Source organism: Petroclostridium sp. X23 (assembly GCF_030013905.1).
Taxonomy (GTDB): Bacteria; Bacillota; Clostridia; order SK-Y3; family SK-Y3; genus X23.
Window position 1 is genome coordinate 1,773,671 of the sequence record NZ_CP124862.1, and the last position, 17,873, is coordinate 1,791,543.

21 protein-coding genes are annotated in these 17,873 nt (G+C 39.6%); 4 read left to right on the forward strand and 17 right to left on the reverse strand.

Translation table 11 applies throughout. The annotated features are described in order from the left end of the window. Positions 1–11 precede the first annotated feature (11 nt). The 4 genes from QKW49_RS08650 to QKW49_RS08665 all read right to left on the reverse strand — a co-directional run bounded on the left by QKW49_RS08650 (position 12) and on the right by QKW49_RS08665 (position 4,768). Positions 12–899, reverse strand: coding sequence for an SDR family oxidoreductase (locus tag QKW49_RS08650; protein ID WP_282867150.1), 888 nt, complete (start codon positions 897–899; stop codon positions 12–14). Positions 900–1,898: 999 nt separating this feature from the next. Beyond that, the gene (locus QKW49_RS08655; RefSeq protein ID WP_282867151.1) at positions 1,899–2,153 is read right to left on the reverse strand and encodes an ATP-binding protein; all 255 of its coding nucleotides are present in this window, start codon (positions 2,151–2,153) and stop codon (positions 1,899–1,901) included. Between the two features lie 127 nt (positions 2,154–2,280). After that, the gene (locus QKW49_RS08660; protein WP_282867152.1) at positions 2,281–4,338 is read right to left on the reverse strand and encodes a thioredoxin domain-containing protein; all 2,058 of its coding nucleotides are present in this window, start codon (positions 4,336–4,338) and stop codon (positions 2,281–2,283) included. 235 nt (positions 4,339–4,573) lie between these two features. Then, positions 4,574–4,768, reverse strand: a complete 195-nt coding sequence (locus QKW49_RS08665) for a hypothetical protein (RefSeq protein WP_282867153.1) — start codon at positions 4,766–4,768, stop codon at positions 4,574–4,576. A gap of 215 nt (positions 4,769–4,983) precedes the next feature. On the opposite strand from QKW49_RS08665, the gene QKW49_RS08670 reads away from it, so the two are divergent. Both QKW49_RS08670 and QKW49_RS08675 read left to right on the forward strand, forming a co-directional pair. Then, positions 4,984–5,259: a transposase gene (locus tag QKW49_RS08670; RefSeq protein WP_282867154.1), complete on the forward strand. Its 276-nt coding sequence runs from the start codon at positions 4,984–4,986 to the stop codon at positions 5,257–5,259. Positions 5,260–5,463: 204 nt separating this feature from the next. Beyond that, complete coding sequence (locus QKW49_RS08675; RefSeq protein WP_282867155.1) at positions 5,464–6,120, forward strand: IS3 family transposase; 657 nt, start codon at positions 5,464–5,466, stop codon at positions 6,118–6,120. 536 nt (positions 6,121–6,656) lie between these two features. Here QKW49_RS08675 and QKW49_RS08680 read toward each other — a convergent pair. Continuing rightward, positions 6,657–8,177 carry a carbohydrate-binding protein gene (locus QKW49_RS08680; RefSeq protein ID WP_282867156.1) on the reverse strand — a complete coding sequence of 507 codons (1,521 nt, stop codon included), beginning with the start codon at positions 8,175–8,177 and terminating at the stop codon, positions 6,657–6,659. Between the two features lie 293 nt (positions 8,178–8,470). On the opposite strand from QKW49_RS08680, the gene QKW49_RS08685 reads away from it, so the two are divergent. After that, positions 8,471–9,739, forward strand: coding sequence for a sensor histidine kinase (locus QKW49_RS08685; protein ID WP_282867157.1), 1,269 nt, complete (start codon positions 8,471–8,473; stop codon positions 9,737–9,739). 54 nt (positions 9,740–9,793) lie between these two features. On the opposite strand, the gene QKW49_RS08690 is transcribed toward QKW49_RS08685, so the two are convergent. The 7 genes from QKW49_RS08690 to QKW49_RS08720 form a co-directional block, all read right to left on the reverse strand. Continuing rightward, on the reverse strand, positions 9,794–10,303 hold the full coding sequence (locus tag QKW49_RS08690; protein WP_282867158.1) for a hypothetical protein: 510 nt from the start codon (positions 10,301–10,303) through the stop codon (positions 9,794–9,796). Positions 10,304–10,464: 161 nt separating this feature from the next. After that, positions 10,465–10,593: a hypothetical protein gene (locus QKW49_RS08695; protein WP_282867159.1), complete on the reverse strand. Its 129-nt coding sequence runs from the start codon at positions 10,591–10,593 to the stop codon at positions 10,465–10,467. Between the two features lie 6 nt (positions 10,594–10,599). Then, entirely contained in the window at positions 10,600–10,740 is a 141-nt protein-coding gene (locus QKW49_RS08700; RefSeq protein WP_282867160.1) for a hypothetical protein, read from the reverse strand. A gap of 78 nt (positions 10,741–10,818) precedes the next feature. Beyond that, positions 10,819–11,898 carry an SPFH domain-containing protein gene (locus QKW49_RS08705; RefSeq protein WP_282867161.1) on the reverse strand — a complete coding sequence of 360 codons (1,080 nt, stop codon included), beginning with the start codon at positions 11,896–11,898 and terminating at the stop codon, positions 10,819–10,821. A gap of 28 nt (positions 11,899–11,926) precedes the next feature. Beyond that, on the reverse strand, positions 11,927–13,012 hold the full coding sequence (locus QKW49_RS08710; protein WP_282867162.1) for a hypothetical protein: 1,086 nt from the start codon (positions 13,010–13,012) through the stop codon (positions 11,927–11,929). 177 nt (positions 13,013–13,189) lie between these two features. Next, a complete protein-coding gene (locus QKW49_RS08715; protein WP_282867163.1) occupies positions 13,190–13,438 on the reverse strand; it encodes a GHKL domain-containing protein in 249 nt (82 codons plus the stop codon). Between the two features lie 69 nt (positions 13,439–13,507). Then, positions 13,508–13,855, reverse strand: coding sequence for a hypothetical protein (locus QKW49_RS08720; protein ID WP_282867164.1), 348 nt, complete (start codon positions 13,853–13,855; stop codon positions 13,508–13,510). Between the two features lie 189 nt (positions 13,856–14,044). On the opposite strand from QKW49_RS08720, the gene QKW49_RS08725 reads away from it, so the two are divergent. Next, positions 14,045–14,773: a LytTR family DNA-binding domain-containing protein gene (locus tag QKW49_RS08725; protein ID WP_282867165.1), complete on the forward strand. Its 729-nt coding sequence runs from the start codon at positions 14,045–14,047 to the stop codon at positions 14,771–14,773. Positions 14,774–14,939: 166 nt separating this feature from the next. On the opposite strand, the gene QKW49_RS08730 is transcribed toward QKW49_RS08725, so the two are convergent. The 5 genes from QKW49_RS08730 to QKW49_RS08750 form a co-directional block, all read right to left on the reverse strand. Beyond that, on the reverse strand, positions 14,940–15,122 hold the full coding sequence (locus QKW49_RS08730) for a DUF255 domain-containing protein (RefSeq protein ID WP_282867166.1): 183 nt from the start codon (positions 15,120–15,122) through the stop codon (positions 14,940–14,942). Positions 15,123–15,310: 188 nt separating this feature from the next. Continuing rightward, a complete protein-coding gene (locus QKW49_RS08735; RefSeq protein WP_282867167.1) occupies positions 15,311–15,532 on the reverse strand; it encodes a putative toxin-antitoxin system toxin component, PIN family in 222 nt (73 codons plus the stop codon). A 29-nt stretch (positions 15,533–15,561) separates the two neighbouring features. Next, entirely contained in the window at positions 15,562–15,777 is a 216-nt protein-coding gene (locus tag QKW49_RS08740; protein ID WP_282867168.1) for a hypothetical protein, read from the reverse strand. A gap of 77 nt (positions 15,778–15,854) precedes the next feature. Next, the gene (locus QKW49_RS08745; RefSeq protein ID WP_282867169.1) at positions 15,855–16,064 is read right to left on the reverse strand and encodes a hypothetical protein; all 210 of its coding nucleotides are present in this window, start codon (positions 16,062–16,064) and stop codon (positions 15,855–15,857) included. A 527-nt stretch (positions 16,065–16,591) separates the two neighbouring features. After that, positions 16,592–17,686 (reverse strand): NAD(P)-dependent alcohol dehydrogenase, encoded by a 1,095-nt coding sequence (locus tag QKW49_RS08750; protein WP_282867170.1) that lies wholly within the window; start codon positions 17,684–17,686, stop codon positions 16,592–16,594. Positions 17,687–17,873 lie beyond the last annotated feature (187 nt).

Here is a 17,873-nt window from a genome sequence, read left to right on the forward strand (position 1 = left end):
TGTCATATTTCTTATTTGATTAGTTGTGGACGCCCCCAACCACCTGCAGCAAGTCCGCCTTGACCTGCAAATCCTTCCGGCATTCCCGGAATAATTAAGCCGCCATCAACACGTAGTGTAATGCCTGTAATGTAAGATGCTTTATCTGAAGAAAGAAAAACAACTGCATTGGCAATATCCTCTGGAAGTCCGGAACGCCCGAGCGGGATGGCTTCCCCTAGTTCATCCCAGAAATCGGACCCAATTGGTTTAGATTTGTCGGCAAATTCGTCTTTCCAGAAATAATCAGAACTTTCGCCCTTTTCCATTGCAAAAAGCTCTTCCTTGGTACGAACACGTGTTGCTCCAGGCGCAACATTATTAATACGTATACCATAGCTGGATACATCCAGTGCAAACGCTTGTACTGCATGATTCAATGCAGCTTTCAGACCGCAGTATATTCCACATTCAGGATAAGCACGTTCTCCCCTTGACGACGTAATATTAATAATACTACCTCTAATATTGTGGTCAATCATATACTTACTAGCATCCCGCATCAACATAATAAAGCTTTTAAAGTCCAGATTTATAAGATGATCCAGATTTTCTTCCGTGATGCTGTAAATTGGCTCACATATGGTCTGCCCAGCATTATTCACCAGTAAATCTAGTCCTCCAAGGGCTTCAACTGCCTTATCAAATAGTTCGTGGCCAGCACCCGGCTTATCTAAAGATGCCTGAAAATAGTAACATTCTCTACCGAACTTTTCAGAAATATATTTAGAAACTTCTTTTGCTTCTTCTTCTTTACTAAAATAAGAAATCGCTACATCATATCCCTCTGCTGCCAATGCCAAAGCAACGCCTTTCCCTATGCCACGGCTTCCACCTGTAACTAAAGCTTTTTTATTCATATGATTAATCCTCCATTCTATAAATAAGTTAGTGTGAAGTAAATTACACCTTTTTGTGTTGAATTTCTTTTATATCAAGGGTCTCAAATTTTTTTTCAATTTAAAAACAATGCCCCCCTTCTCTTCCTGTATAATTAAGTTTCCCAGACAAACTAATCCAAGAAGGAGCGAAAAAAATTTTTTCAATTAAACCTGGTTTTGTAACGATTTTAGTATTCAAATTTCAATTCATCCTTTCAGGTAGATTATTATAGAGCGCCTTTTGATTAAAGTTAGCATATACAGTAATAATGAAGCTGTTAATATACCAACTTACAGGAATGGTTTGATTTGTTTCTTACTAATACGAAAGATGCTATAAGTTAAAGTTCATTAATGAATCATTAATAATACTATACTTCACTATATTATCTGAATCAATCGGAAGGAATTTGTATTTACTGTCAATTTTTTGGCAGTTTTATAATCTGTAATAAATAAAATTTGATCTTCTATAATATTGGGATCCCATGCACCTTTTTCAATTATCGGAAGATTAACACACACATTTTCAGAAAATGGAGTCAATCTACTTGATATTTCATCTTCTTCTTTTGACGAAAAAAGAGGGCAATCGTATATCAACTATTCTTCTTTATGATAAATAGTCTTACCCGGACACCTTGCCGAGTTAATAAAACACCTGGTATTCTTTAATCAGAATAATTAAAGGAGGCTAAACGATGAGGAGGCCAGATATCACAGTTCCTAAATTATTTTTCAATTGAGGGAGTGGAAGCTATTAGAAAATTAGCAGTAGTTTACAAAAAAGGAAGGTATCTTTCAAATGCAGCTAGGGAATTTATCTCAATCATAAAAGAAGTATTGGGTTGAGAATAAATGATAGGTAGTAAAATTAATATTGTTGGCTTAATTTAAAGAATTTTTTCTTGAATAAGTAGATTTTTTATAATTACAATTTGACTCATGCATTTTTCCTTCATAGCTTTCTATAATACTTTAGCATCTGGCAAGCCCCAATCCGGTTCCACCTTTTTCCGCAGATCTTGATTTGTCTATCCTAAAGAATTTATTGAAAATACTTGAAAGATCTGCTTCCAGAACTCCTTTTCCATTATCCTCAATGGTAAAAACAACCTCATCTGCTCTTATTGTGCATGTCGCTTTAATAACGACCGGAGGTTGTATATATTTAAGTGCATTGCTGATTAAATTTGTAAATACTCTCCTAATCTTTTTGACATCAACACACATGCAAGTGTTATCCTTTCCCTGGGATTCACTCTTAAATTATAGCATGAACAGAATTTCTTCTATAAAAAAGCAAACAGGGACTACGCATTTGCTCGTTAGTCCCGTTAATAATTATCCTTAATATCCTTCAGTGGTGATTGGTTTCAGTCATAAGTTTCGCAAATTCATTCTTATCGGTTACAGGTGCTTGACACGAAAAATTCTGGCATACATAAGCTGTTGCCTTATTATCCACCTCTTTTTGTTCTCTGATAAAAGGTACCATTTCCAAAAGCGCTTGTCGTTCCTCTCCATCAGCATTTAGTATGGTCACCACATTTGGTAAGAAAGAATTGTGAATCACTTTAATCATTTCTTGTGTATCACTTCTTCCTTTTCCTCCAGCAATGACAACTTCTTTTGTAGTATAAAGAGCGAACATGACTGCCATTAGGAAATAGGTATATCCAATTGGCGTCTGACTAATAAGCCTGCCAAAAGCACCTAATTGCTTATCCGCCAGCTGCTCCAGCTCTTGATCTCCTGTCAAACGTGCTAAACGCAAAAAATTGAGCGCCGCAACCGAGTTTCCCGATGGGATCGCCCCATCATATACTTCTTTAGGTCGCACAATCAGCTGCTCACCATCTTTCCCATACATGAACAGGCCGCCCTTCTCTTCATCCCAAAAATATTTCAGCATCTCATTATTTACACTGATAGCCTTTTGGAGGTAAAACGGCTTATATGTAGTCTGGTATAACTCAATAAGTCCCCCTACCATGAAAGCATAATCATCCACATAGGCAGGGTAAGCAGATTCTCCGTCTCTATAACGTGCAAGCAGCCTACCATCTTCTCTAATCAGATTTTTGAAAATAAACTGTACTGCTTTTTCAGCCGCCTCAGTGTATGAATCATTACCAAGTACACGTCCGCCTATCGCCATAGCTGCAATCATTAAACCGTTCCATGAAGTCAGGATCTTATCATCTTTGTAAGGGTGTATCCTTTTTTCACGATGCGTAAATACTCTTTGCCTCAAAGCTAAAATATTATCTTCCTGTTCATTAACATTTCCTTTTACATGTATACGATTAGGGACATTTCTCCCCTCAAAATTTCCTGTTTTAGTAATATTATAATAATCGCAGAAGAGCTTTCCATCTTCTTCTCCTAGAATTTCTATAATTTCTTTAGGCGTCCAAACATAGAACTTCCCTTCTTCTCCTTCTGAATCAGCATCTTCAGCAGAATAAAAACCACCTTCAGGAGACACCATATCTCTTAGGACATAAGTAAATATCTTTTTTGCAACTTCCGCATATGTTTCGTTCCGTGTTACCTGGTATGTTTCCAGATAGGCTATTGCTAATAACGCATTGTCATATAACATTTTTTCAAAGTGTGGTACCATCCACTTCTTGTCCGTTGAATATCGTGAAAATCCCCCGGCAATATGGTCAAACACACCTCCCCTATACATCCCATCCAGCGTCTTTTCTACCATATCTAAAGCCTTCTGTTCGCCTGTTATCTTCCAATAACGTAGCAGAAAAGACAGATTATGAGGGGTAGGAAACTTAGGCGCTTGGCTGAATCCTCCGTATGCAGGTTCAAATGAATCGCTTAACCACTCAAAAGCTTTATGCAGTATATCATTAGAGATTGTATCGCTTTGTTCATCCTCCAGAAAATGTCGAGAGATATTTTCTGCAATTTGCTCTCCCGAATTCATAAGGGTATCTCTGTCCTTTTTCCACGTCTCACTTACTCGGTTCAATATTTCCATCAAACCTGACATTCCCATGCGGTTGTGTTTTGGAAAATATGTGCCGGCAAAAAAAGGTTTTTGTTCAGGAGTCATGATAATGGTTAGCGGCCAGCCACCATGCCCGGTCAATGCCTGGCAAAAGGTCATATATATATGATCAATATCCGGCCTTTCTTCTCTGTCTACCTTGATAGAAATAAAATTTTTATTAAGTATATCAGCGACCTCTTCGTCCTCAAATGATTCTCTTTCCATCACGTGACACCAATGGCAAGTCGAATAGCCGATACTTACGAAGATGGGCTTCATCTCGGTTTCTGCTTTATGAAAAGCCTCATGTCCCCAGGGGTACCAGTCTACGGGGTTATTTGCGTGTTGAAGAAGGTAAGGGGACTTTTCATTGGCTAATCTATTTGCGATTTTGGTTGTCATAGAGCAGCACTTCCTTAGAAAAAAGATATATAGGAATATTTTAGCCAATATAAAAGAAAAAATGCCCCCTAATAGTGAGGGGACAGCATAGTTACTGACTAAAATAGCCTACACAACATAGCCTGGATTTTCTCCCATCTGCAACCAAACCATCGGGTAATTCTTTATCATTACTACGTAACTTCTTGCCTAATTAAAACCTCCTTTTTTAGGCTCATATCACCTCCCAGTAAATTCACTTATTCTCCTGCAATATATTTCCTGCCGGATCAAAATAAGTACCTTTTCCCTCCGGCATACCATCTTTCAGTTCACCATCATAGAATACTTCACCGGTAGGATACAGAATCTTTCCTCTGCCAGCCAATGCTACCTTACTGCCTTTCACCGTAATCTCTCCCTGGTAGACCGGCTCCTCCTGGTCGTTCATAAACTTTTTCCTTTCCTAAATACAACGTACCTTTACCCTGGACCACATCGCCCTTTTTATCGCCCTCGTAAAGCAATTCTTTATCACCCATGGTAAAGTCGGGAGCAGAAGCAGGTATAATGACCCCATAGAACTGGACAGGAAATTGCAGAATCTAAATGAACTTGATAGAATACGGGTAAGAAATTACCCGAAGAAAGAAGGTTCAAATAGATATGAAAAAACGACAGTTTACAGCAGAATTCAAAACGAAGACGGTACTTGAACTCCTTAGAGAAGAAAAGCAGCTTGGAGAACTGGCATCAGAGCACGACATATCACCGAACCAGCTTCGTAATTGGAAGAAGGAGTTTCTGGAAAATGCACATAGGGTATTTGATGAGAATCGCAGGGAAAAGAGTTTGAAGGCCCGAGAGAATGAAATAGAAGATGAACATAATGCCTTGATGGCGAAAGTTGGTCAGCTCACCATAGAGAATGACTGGCTTTAAAAAAAATCCGCTCAAGTGTTTGGACCTGACTACGAGAAAAAATTTAATAAGCCCAAATTCTAAACTTTCCATAAAGCAGCAATGCGACCTATGGAGATTAACCGCAGTAGCGTTTATTATACACCTGCTATCGCTGATATGGAGCGTGACGAGCTAATCAAAAGCAGGCTTGACTACTGACACACAAGAATATGTTACCTGGGAGTGAGGCGACTTAAAGCAAAGCTGGCAGGGGATGGCATCCATGTGGGACGCAAGTTGATCAAGCGACAAATGGAGGAAATGGGGATTTATTGCATCTATCCTAAGCCTAATCTATCCAAGCGCAACATGGCCCACAAAATACATCCATACTTACTTCGGAATATCAGTATCACCCTGCCAAATCAAGTATGGGCAGTGGATATATCCTACATCAAGATGGGCAGAAGCCATATGTACCTCACTGCTATCATCGACTGGTATAGCCGATATATTGTGGGTTGGGCCTTATCCGATACACTTGATACAGCCCCTGTTTTAGAAGCCGTCAGTAATGCAATCGCTAAATATGGCAAGCCAGACATCATAAATTCAGACCAAGGCAGCCAATCCACCAGTTCAGAGTATACAGAATTTATTAAAAAAGAAGAAATTCGGCAGAGCATGGATGGTAAGGCCCGTTGGGTTGATAATGTAATCATCGAACGCTGGTTTCGCTCTCTGAAATGTGACCACATCTACATCAATGAATACGAGAATCCAAAAGAACTACGAGCAGGCATTTCCGGCTATATTTCAGACTACAACACTATAAGGCCTCATCAAACCTTTAAGTATCTAACACCCATGACCGTTTATACAAGTAAGCGGGCGGCCTAATAACAATCCATAAATAGTAATATCTGGTTCATTTAGAAATAGCAGCTTCGTGTCTTGACAAAGGGGACACTATAAAAAGCATTGCCGCGGTCGCACAAAAATACGACGGAGTGTATTCCTTCACTGCCCATGATGGGTTATTTCAGACCAGCATTATACTGTAATGAGCGTAATTTTCATTTTGTGCCAAAAACCATGGTTTTCTTCTGCACTTATGAGCAAAATCAAAGCCCCGCAGGTGAGCCTTGTTTCGAATCTACCTACGGGGCCTTGAGTTGTATTATATATTTCTTAATCTACGTCACGATGCGCGTATTTTTACACTTACCGTTCAGGTACTGCCTATATTTATTCACTATTTCAGCAAAACAACTCTAGTTCAACATCAGCTTAACTTATTCAACAGTTTACTTCTTTTTCCAAAAAAAAACATAGAGCTTGTTGCTTGTCTTCATTTTAATGACCCATCGTTAGGCGTGTTGGACGTAGTATAAAAAAACAGCTATCTCTTACTGTTTATCACCCATAATATTTTTCTATTCAGTTATAAAATCAATATAGTCTATGTTAACTCGGCTATCAGAACCAAGTAAAACCATAACCTCTGCGCCTTTTGGAATTTCAGCATTGAGTGTGATTTCTTTATATTCATTATATCCATGCGTGTTCGGTAAAATAAACGTATCTATTCTTTCCCCATCAACATGTAAACTTACCTTTCTTGTATCTCTAATATTTGCATAACTAAAAGTTAAAGAAGTAGCAGAAGGACTATTTTTAAAAGTAACCGAACCGTCAGCGTATTCGAATCCTACAGCATTTCCGCCGCTAAGACGTTCAATAGGAACTGTACGAGCGAAATATATATCTCCATCTTCAGCTTCAACCCTAACGTATTTAGGAGGTGCAACAGAGGAAATTGTTGTATCAACCGTAATTGTATTTGTTACGCCATCCCAACCAACTCCGATACCGAACACCTCTGCAACATCACGCAACTTGAAATAGTTGTTGCCGCCGATATTGTAAGCTGCAAATGACGTTTCCTTGCCGTTTACATAGATTTTCGATTTGGTAGCCGTAGCGGCTTTTGCCTTGCCGTCACCTTTTGAAAGCTCGCCGCCCACAGCATTGTATGCTTTTTGGCTGGTAAGGGTGATGGCGTTTGTCGCATTGTCATATCCTACTGCAAACTGCTTGCTCGTACCCGATACCACTTTCGCAAGGTCCCGGAGTTTAAAGTAATTGTTATCGGCGATATTATAAGCTTCAAAAGAGACCTTTTTGCCATTCACCAGCACCGTGGACGCGGTGGGAGTGGCTGTAAGCGCTTGGGCGAATGGCACACCTTTACTTAATCCAGAGTCTGCCATCAAGGCTTTCGCTTCTGCTTCCGTTACGACATAAAAAGCAATATTGCTGCCTAGATCATGAAACTCGTCAGGGAATGGGTATATTTGGAATGTTCCATGATCATTTATCGTCTTTTTAAAAGTATGCGAATGTGCCTTATCGCCGCCCCACATTTGGCAAAAATACAATTTTCCTCCTCTTGTTGTCAGCAGCGGAGTCGTTCCAGGGAATGCATGAGTCCAATCCTGTTGGTATTGAAAGTATCCAGTAGCCCCTAACTCTATAGTCATTTTAGAACCCTCAACAACAGGGATCAGCTTAATTTGAGATTTACTAGAACCCAATCTTTCTCCAAATTCAATTATAGTTTCAGCAATTTTTTCTCTCGGTACAATGACCATTTCCCCTTCCGCTCCCTTATGTTCGTGGACCTTGTATCCTGTTATAGGAAGGTCGGTATCCGGTTCATTAGGGGAATAGTCAGGATGTCCAATAAATGGCAACTCGTAACCATATGCGTCTGGTAACGTTGCAAAATTTACATGATCATCGGCAATTTGTTCGCCCACCACTCCAGTAAGTGTTATTTGTATATTGCCCTCTAAGTTAATATTAGTTAGATTAACATCCCACTGTAGTGTTGCGTAGTCTTTGACAGCGGCAAAGCAAGTACTTGTCATAGGCACAGACATAACAAAAATCATAATAATTAAAACAACTAACTTCTTTTTCATTTGAAATCCTCCCTTTATTTATGGTGCCAAATAATGAGTGCGATGCTACATAGGTATACCAGCCTCTACTTCATGCTAGGTATCATTATAAGCCAAAAGTCTATTTATATATTCACCAGCTGCATGAGATGTCGTTTTTGCGTCATGAAATGTAATTTTAACTGTATTTATGTAATTATTTTGGTATAATAGGTACTGTTGACTATATATGAAGAAACTTAGGTGACAGATTTAAAAGCGGAAGGTGGGAGGAGTTATATTATATGATGGATTATGTAAGATCTGTTTTATCATTTATTTTTGCAATCAGTGTGATGCATATGCTATTGGATTGTGAAATTAAATGCAAGAAAAATCGCTATTTTTTTGGGCTTTATGTAACTGTCGTGGTAATTTGTGATGGGTTTCTCTTACATCATTTTGGGTATGCAGCTTTTATGAGGTTTTATCCTTTTACTGTCCACGTTCCGGTATTTTTTGCATTTATGTATGTATCCAAGTTCAAACCAATTAAGGTATTTTTTGTTCTTTTGACACTCATCGTAATAAGCACGTCATTCTCTATGGTAGGACTAGTTATTTCATATTCTTTTGGCTTCGGCAAGGAAGTCGCGAACATTATTTGCTATGTCATGTATCTGCCTGTATATTTTATGATTTACAAGCATATCCGTCCGACATTTCTTTATATGCTGCGCAACACGGATAAAGGCTGGTTAGGATTTTCTATAATCCCGATTTCATATTCTGTACTTATTTATTCTATCGGAATGTATAATATTGACGCAGTGATCGAGAGTATCAATGTTAAGTATGGTGTGTTGCTATTTATTTTGGTTTTTTCTGCTTATTTTCTGATTATGCGGTTTTTTAAACAAACCAGAGAACAGCTCACCCTGCAGAACGAACAGAATCTACTCCAAACGCAAGTGGCTGCAGCACAGGCTCATTTTGAAGAATTGGAAGAATCACAAGAAAAAACAATGCTCTACCGCCACGACATGCGACACCATTTGAATCTGATTAATTCCTATCTCGAAGACAACAACAAGGAAGCTGCGCAAAAATATATCACAGAGGTTGAAAAAACCATTGGGGAAGCCGCGGTTGAAAAATATTGCAGCAATTACACGGTTAATTTAATTTTATCTTCCTATATTGCAAAGGCTAAGAATGAACAGATTACTGTTAAAACTCAGATCAATCTCCCTGAGAAAAACGCTGTATCCGATATGGACCTTTGCGTTATTTTTGCCAATGCCATTGAGAATGCTATTAATGCCTGCAAGGGAATGAATAGCGAAAATGAGAGAACCTTAAATATCGTCTCCAAACTCAACAATAATAAGCTCTTTATACAAATCAGTAACAGCTATGATAGCACAGTCCTGTTTGTTGACGACATGCCTGTAAGCACAGAGGAAAATCATGGTTTAGGCACGAAAAGCATTGCAGCCGTGGTACAAAAATACGGCGGATTGTATTCCTTCTCAACCGTAGACAGAGTCTTTAAGGTAAATATTATTTTGTAGTGAGTACAGAATAACTCAGCCTTTGATACAAATTCTATCAACTTGAAATGTTCCTTATTGAATCGTTATGCTGTCGATACAAGCTTGTAGATTTTGAAAAAGTGCGCCCTCTGTCTTATCTTTTCCATGAGTAAAAGTAACAATATAATTGTTCCTGTCATCAGTTACCATAACAAGTATAATTGTAACCTCATTGCCTTTGGGAGTTTTTAAATTCACTTGTGATACAAGCGCTTCTTTACCATTGATTTGTTTGCCATTTTCAAAGCTTGTTACGACAACATCATCATATTTACTTTGATATAGTGCTAAAACATCTTCCTCTGTCGCGCCCGAAAGTGGGTCTCCAGCAATTTCTGTAACGCCAAATCCTGCAGAATCACCTGTTTCCATGTTAGCATAAGCACCGCTATCTTGCTTTGCCATATCGTTTGGAAGTTTAAGGCTAATGCCTATTTCCGTGGTAACATCAACCAAAGTCACTGATTCACTGGTTTCTCCACCACAGGCGGCAAGGATAAGTATCATAACCAACGCGAGAATAAGTAGTAGTAGCTTTTTCATAGAAAATCCCTCCATAAATTAAATTTTAAAATAATAGGTCTGTACTAAGGCAAGATAGATTTTGAGAAATCATTTACTCAACTTATATTTAGCTGTTCCTTAACTCCTTTGTCGAGAGCAGAGTGGAACAAGTGCCCTTTATATCCCATAGTGTGCCTGAATTAAATGTCATGGGGAGTACACGGCTCTGCCCGTTTGGCAGCTGCCTGTTGATATTCGCTTTTGCCAATATTTTTACCCACAATATTTGCAAGTTCTGGCATTAAATCTACATTTTTTCTTACCAACATTGGTTACTAGGGTAATTCCAGTTGGCACATAAAGGGTACCGTTGTCCGGCACGGTAACTCTTCCCTCAAAAGATACATAGGCGTCACCGTTAAAATAAGCACCATTGTTAAGATAAGACATGTTAAAGCTACTAACTTCTTTCTCATTTAAAAGCTCCTTTATTTTTTAATGAGCTGACCTGTGAAACTGTCAACACCGGACATAAATTTTAGCAGTTGAAACCGTTACACTGTCTGCGTGCCACAGTCCGGACAAAATTTACCCGCTACCATTTTGCGACAGGCGGGGCAGAATTGATCAGAGCCTGGGGTCGATTCCGCTACAGCAGCCTTCATAGGCTTACCACACTCCGGACAGAACTTCGCAGAAGCGGTAATGGAAATTCCGCAACCTGTGCAGATAAAATTAGCGACTTGTGGCACTGGTTGCTGTGCCGATTTTGATGCTCCTCCGCTCATAGCACCAGCCATCTGCTGTGCCATCTGTGCACCCATCGCCATCTGCGCTCCCATCGATGCAATATTATTGCCGCCGCCGGGGGAGTCAAAGCTGTCTGCCATTTGTACGGCAGCATATTTGCCAACATTGCCTACAAAGGACTGTCCGGCAACTCTTTCGGCCATTTGCTGAACTTCCGCCGGGTAGTTGATGCTAAGGATGTTGACATCAACGGCACCAAAGCCAAAATCTAATAGTTCCTTGTCTAATTCGACATTGATTGCTTGTCCTAGCTTACGGCTATTCTGCTGAAGGCCAATGAGTGCATTTACACCAATGCTCTGCTGTCCTCCTAAAATAGCTTCGGCAATCACAGGGTTCAGCTCGCCCATAATACGCTCGGAAATGTCCTCTAGTGAATAGGAATCCTTTACGCCTACCACCTTCTCTATGAATTTTTGGTAATCACGAAATTCCAAGATCAGATTTCCGTTACAGCCAACGGGTATTCCCGAAGGAACCTCCGGTGTTGGAATCATAATACGCTGACGGGTGCCCCAGGGCAACAGAAGCTCCTTGCTATTGACAAAATAGACCTCCGCCCGCATACCTGTATCGCCTCTCAGCTCAAAGACACCTTTGAGTGTTGAGAGAAAGGGAACAATCTCGCTTGCAATATCATAACTGCCAGCTTTTTCAAACACACCCTCGATTACACCGTTTGCATAGAATATTGCCTTTTGTCCCGCGCGAATAACCAGCTTCGCACCTTTTTTAATTTCTTTGGCAGGCCACTTAAAAAATAACATATCAGCTCTAAATTCTTCCCATTCTATCGTATCCTTGCCTTGTCCAAACCAAGCCATAGAACTTCCCCTCCTATCTCTTTATCTATTAAATAATTAATACCAGTATAGCTACAGCTATAATCGTCCCAATAATGGCTGTCACAATTTTCGGAACGCTGTAGGGACGGCTCCCATCAACCACTCCTGTTTCGCCGTTGACAAAGTAATTGTAGGTTTTACCTTTATAGCCAAAGGCTGAAGCCCATATTGGCAACAGAAGGTGCTTATATGTAACGTTGGTATGCTTTGTGTTAAGGGTACTCACCTGAGCTGTATCGTACCTATGCCGTATATCCTTCTCCGCAAGAGAGCGAAGCTCCTTCTCCATGATTTTTTTTGCAGCTTCAAAGGCCTTGTCCGCCTTTATTGTATAAAGCTCCGCATGAAACCCTGAGAGGTAGGAGGTGGCAAAGGGCTTTGTGCTCCCCACTGTATTAAAAGGCATAATCCCTCGTATATCTTTTTCCTTTTCCGTAGCGCAGATTTGTACATCATCAAAGCTTGTGCTCACTACCCCCGAAGTAAATGTCCAGTCGGTTACCGTTCTCGTTTTGCCTTCACGGTCTTTTTCGGTTCGGTGATTGCCACCTTTCCCCGTATAAGCAGCTATCGCCGTAGCATCATAAGTCCAAAATGGCAGATACATTCCCTTTAGCGAACCCTCGCCGCACTTCTTCTTGAAGTCATTCGGTGCAAACCATCTTGACTTTACCCACTCCTTAAATTTCTGCCCGGCTGAAATTTTATCAATCTTAAAGGGCACAATCCCCTCCGGTGGTATTCCTCCCGCTTGTTTTACTGTGGCCACCTGCGTTGAAGAACACATCGGGCAGGTGGTTGCTATCTGGGACTCCTCAAAGGTAACCTCACACCCGCAGTTTTGACAATGCACCACTGCCAGGCCTTCAAAGGCAATAGATTTTTTCTCGCGCTCGGCGTACTGACTAAAGTCATATTCCAAAATCGCTTCAGACAGAGTCTCTATGTTGCTTTCCACTTTACACGAGGCACACCTAAACTTTTCGCTCCCTATGTCATACATGATAACACCACCGCAATTTGCACAGACAAAGGTTTGAGAGTCCACCGTGACCTTTACCTGAGCCTCCTTAGCTACCGCTTGCTCTTCCATATAGTACCCTCCATTTCTTGTTGCTTATCTCTTGGAAATTTGCATATAAACCCCTGCGCTAAAATTTAAATTAGAAAGAAACTTGTTCCATTAATCTATCAGGAAGTATATCATGTTAAGCCGATGCAAAATATATTATCAGCATGAAATGTTGCTTTTACGTAATGAAATGTACCATCACAAAATAATTCTCGCCCTAAAAACCCCGGTATCTGCGGTAAAGGAATAAAGTCCTCTATATTTTTGCACGGTAGCCGCTATGCTTTTTATACCAAAACCGTGGTCTTCTTCTGCACTTATGGGCATATCCTCTGCGAATTTGACCTCACGGCTGAAGTTGTTCGTAACTTGAATAAACAGCTTATCATTTTTAGACTTGCAGGTTGGTATTTCATGATCATTCGTAATACGGCCAGTATTACTCAATCCTCTGCCTTGTCATACGAAAATTTTCCTCGCCGAGTACTGCAAGGTTTAAGTGTTACAGAGTACTAGTTACTTTACGGGAACAGAAACCGCTTCCTTATATGCCTGCAGTTCTTGAATTAATCCATCAAGACCTGCACTCATTGCATCGGCATCAATGTTTTTCGACTGTTCTGGGTCTGCAATGAGGGTTTTAATTTTCTCAATTTCGTCGGCAAGCCCATTATGTATTTCAAGAAATTCTGCATCATCGTTCCAACCATTTGCCTCCACAAGCTTTGCCGCTTCATTAAAAATACCCGCAGCCTGATCATACTTTTTCGTAACCTCTGTAAGGTCTGGACCGCTGCCACCGCATCCGGCGAGCAGAGAAACTGATAAAACAAGCATAAGTAAAATCGAAATAATTTTTTTCATGTCTTTTTCCTCCACAATGGTTTTATTTTTAGTGCAACTGATAAAGTAACTATAAACTAAAAGTCGCTGTTGCATTTCACCATCTGCATGAGATGCCGTTTTTTCGACATGAACTGTAATATGTGGCTTATTTTTGTGACTGTTGTGTTATAATAGTCTGTGTATAAAATATTAAATTTGAGGTGCAGAATGAAAATCGCCCTTTGTGATGACAACAAGCAGGAGCTTTTACATATTAATCGGTTATTGGATGAATATTCGAGCAACAGCCTTTCAGAAGATCAAATGAAAGTCAGTAGCTTTACAAGCAGTATAGCGCTTCTCGCTCAGCTTGAAAGCGGTAAGCATTTTGATATTTTTCTTTTGGATGTCATTATGCCGGGCCTAAACGGTATTGAACTAGCCACCGAGATCAGAAACAGGGATCAGGTAAGCAAAATTATATTTTTGACTACCTCCCCGGAATTTGCGGTGGAGTCTTATGCTGTGGATGCTATTAACTATCTGTTAAAGCCCCTTCAAAAAGACAAGTTCTTTTCCGTTTTAGAAAAAGCCTTCCGCGATATTAGAAGCGACCTGCAGCAATATCTCATTGTAAAAGCACAAGGCAACCTGTCCAAGGTCTTCTTCCGCGAGCTGATCTATCTTGAGGTGATCGGAAGATCTCTTTATCTTCATCAAAAAGGCGGGATCGTAATAGAAAGCAACAGTGCGTTTTCTCAAGTTGAAGCTGTTCTATTAAAAGATAAACGGTTCCTCAAGACACACCGCTCCTATATCGTCAACTTAGACTATATCAAGAACCTATCAAAGGATGGCTTAACCACGACAAGCAACCTGTCCATACCCGTTTCAAGAAATGCTTTCAAAGAAGTAAAACAGGCCTATATCAATTATTCTTTTCGGGTTGAAGATTAATAGGAGCTGAAAAAATATGATGGACATGCGTTGTATGCACAAACATATAGCGATGAAATAGTAGATCATCTAAAAACCTATGTAAATAGCTACTTTATGCTATGTTTTGAGTTGTCTACTTTGATGAAATTGCCACCAATGGCAAGTCGATTTTGGTATCCTTTCACTACGAATAGCCCACGGACAGGAATACAGGCTTGCTCTCCCTTGCAGCTTTTTGGAATGCTTCATCTCCCCATGGGAACCAGTCTACAGGGTTGTAAGCATGTTGCAATAAGTAGGGTGACTTCTCATTTATCAATCTATTGGCCTTTCTTGCTTTTGCTTGCTCTTTTTCGGGTAATGTCATTATTTAATCCTCCAATTTTCATATTTGGTTTTAGTATACCAACGTTCTAACACGAGTATTCAGCAACAAAAAACGCCAGCTTATTAGGCTGACGTCATATTTGTGTTATTCTATTCAATCCCGTAGAACTGCTTGATAAATGCGACAGGGCTTAATATATTAATCCAACGGTATGGGTTTAATATTAATCAATCTTCATCACCCGTAATAATGAAATTAGCGTTTCCATACACAGCAGCTTCCAATATCATATTATCCTTTTCATCCCGACAGTCGTTTATCCTTCCGTAGTTTGAAGGTACAATGCTTTTTAAGCTCAAAAGGCTTATAAATTCATCAAGTTCATGGGGATGAATATATTTGCTGAACTTAGGTCGCTGCAAAACGGTTTTTACTTCCGAGGAAAGCACTTACAAATATGTTTGTATCAACTACGACTTTATACTTTTCCATGGTTGTTGCTCCTGACTTCTTCAACCTCTCTTGTGATTTCATCAAGTGAAATGGGGTACTTCTCAGCCCTTTCATTTACGGTATCAAGGAAGTCAAGCAACTTGCCGTTGATTTCATCATTCATTTTCTTATATATTATCTTTTTCTCGTCCGGAGTCAGCGTATCAATAAGTTCTATTACCTTCTGTACATTGCTTTCCATGGGTAGCACCGCCTTTCACAATCTTGATAATAGTATACCACAAATTAGGGGATTTAGCCATAAAGAAAATGCCAGCTTTACGCTGACACTCTTTTATTTGCAATATCTGTGACGATATCATTTACTGTATTTGCAAACCTTTTAAGTGCGACATCTGAAGGTTTGTTGAAAACTACGGTAAAGTTTTGATTTCCATTCCTGTATTTAACGGTTGTATTACCGTTTGAAGTCTGCTCGCTTATCTTTTCATACTTTTTACTTGCTTCGCCTGTGCCGAAATATGCCACCCTTATCACATCCTTCTAATACTAGTTAATATCCTTCATAGATGAAATCTATAATGTGTCTGTTCAAGGGAGATATAATTCTGTTGGCATGAAAATGTGACAGCTTTAAACAAATAAAAAAGATGAAAAAACAGGATTCTACGTTACCACCTGACATCGTGATTTTTTTATAGATGCCGATAAATAGAGCGTTATAAGGTTTTAACAGTGTTAGTTTTGTCATACTGATGTCCGTAGTATTTTTAAATATCATAGTCGCTATAAGAGTTCGAAAATGAGCCGAAGGAAAATGCCGAACATAACAGCTTACAAATGTTGTTTGAGCTGCGAAAGAAAGAGTTAGCGGAACTACTCTAAATGTTATTTCTAACTTATAGAATGTTGATTTATCAATTCTTCAATAGTCTTTGGCGGGTGTGAAATAATTTTTCAACGCTTGTATCGAATTGGCCCCAGAATTACCAATTCACAAGCCGTGTAGCGAAATATTGTCTACTCTTTAATTAACTACTTTAATGTAAATATTTTTATATCATTTTGAGTACAGCTTTGATGGTCTTTCCGCTGTGTGAATCAGCAAAAGCCTGATTTATATCCTCAAATTTATAGTAAGTGATCAGCTTGTCAAAAGGAAATCTGCCTGCTCTATAGTAGTTTAAGAGCTCTGGTATAAATAGCTTTGGAACAGCATCGCCTTCTATAACCCCTATAAGGCTCTTTCCCTCACCCATTAACTCATTCTGTACATTTATAGTCAAATCTCCTGTGGCACCAAGAACAACTGCTGTACCGCCAGGCGCTACACATGCCAACGCTTTTCTAACAAAATCCGGCACACCGCTTGTGTCAATGGCATAACTTGCACCACCTTTAGTAATCTCTTTGACTTTAGCTACAATATCGTCACACTCTTTTCGGTTAATAGTATGCGTCGCACCCAACTCTTTTGCAAGCTCCAAGCTTTTTGGGTTTCCTCCGATTGCAATGATAGCAGCACATCCCGCAATCTTTGCTGCCATAATTGCACTCATTCCAACTGTTCCACATCCATATACAGCAATAGTCGAACCGAATTCAGGACGTAGTCTGTTGAGCACTGCACCTGCTCCTGTCTGAATGCCGCAACCTAAAGGCCCTACCAGTGCTAAATCAATAGTATCATCAATCTTAACCACACTATTTTGATTGACTACCGCGTAAGTAGCAAAAGATGACTGTCCGAAGAAAGAAGATATTCCCTGCCCATTTTGAGACAGGCGTTTTGTTCCATCAGGCATAACGCCTCCAAAATTAATATCGTTAAGACTTTTACAGATATACGGCTTAGCCGACATGCAATTTTCACATTTTCCGCAATATCCAAAAGAAAAGCTGACATGGTCTCCCTTCTTGAAATCAGCAACATGACTTCCAACTTCTTCAATAATTCCACAGCCTTCATGCCCAAATACTGCAGGCAGCGGTACTGGAATAATCTGCATCTGCGCTACCTCATCGGTATGACATACACCAGATGCAACAATCTTCACTAATATCTCATCCGCTTTTGGTGCTGCCAGTTCTACTTCCTCAATACTAAAGGGCTGTCCGGCTTCTTTAACAAGTGCTGCTTTAATTTTCATAATCGCTCTTACCTCCTGAAATAGTAGATGATCCCTTTCACAAATACTTTGTTTAAATTTTAACATTCTTTTCAATAATTATATATTATCCTGTTTCTATTGTCCAGCATCTAATATTTGTAACGTTACAACTATAGGTTGTAACATATATTATCCTAAAGTTAATATACAAACCTCTATATTTGTT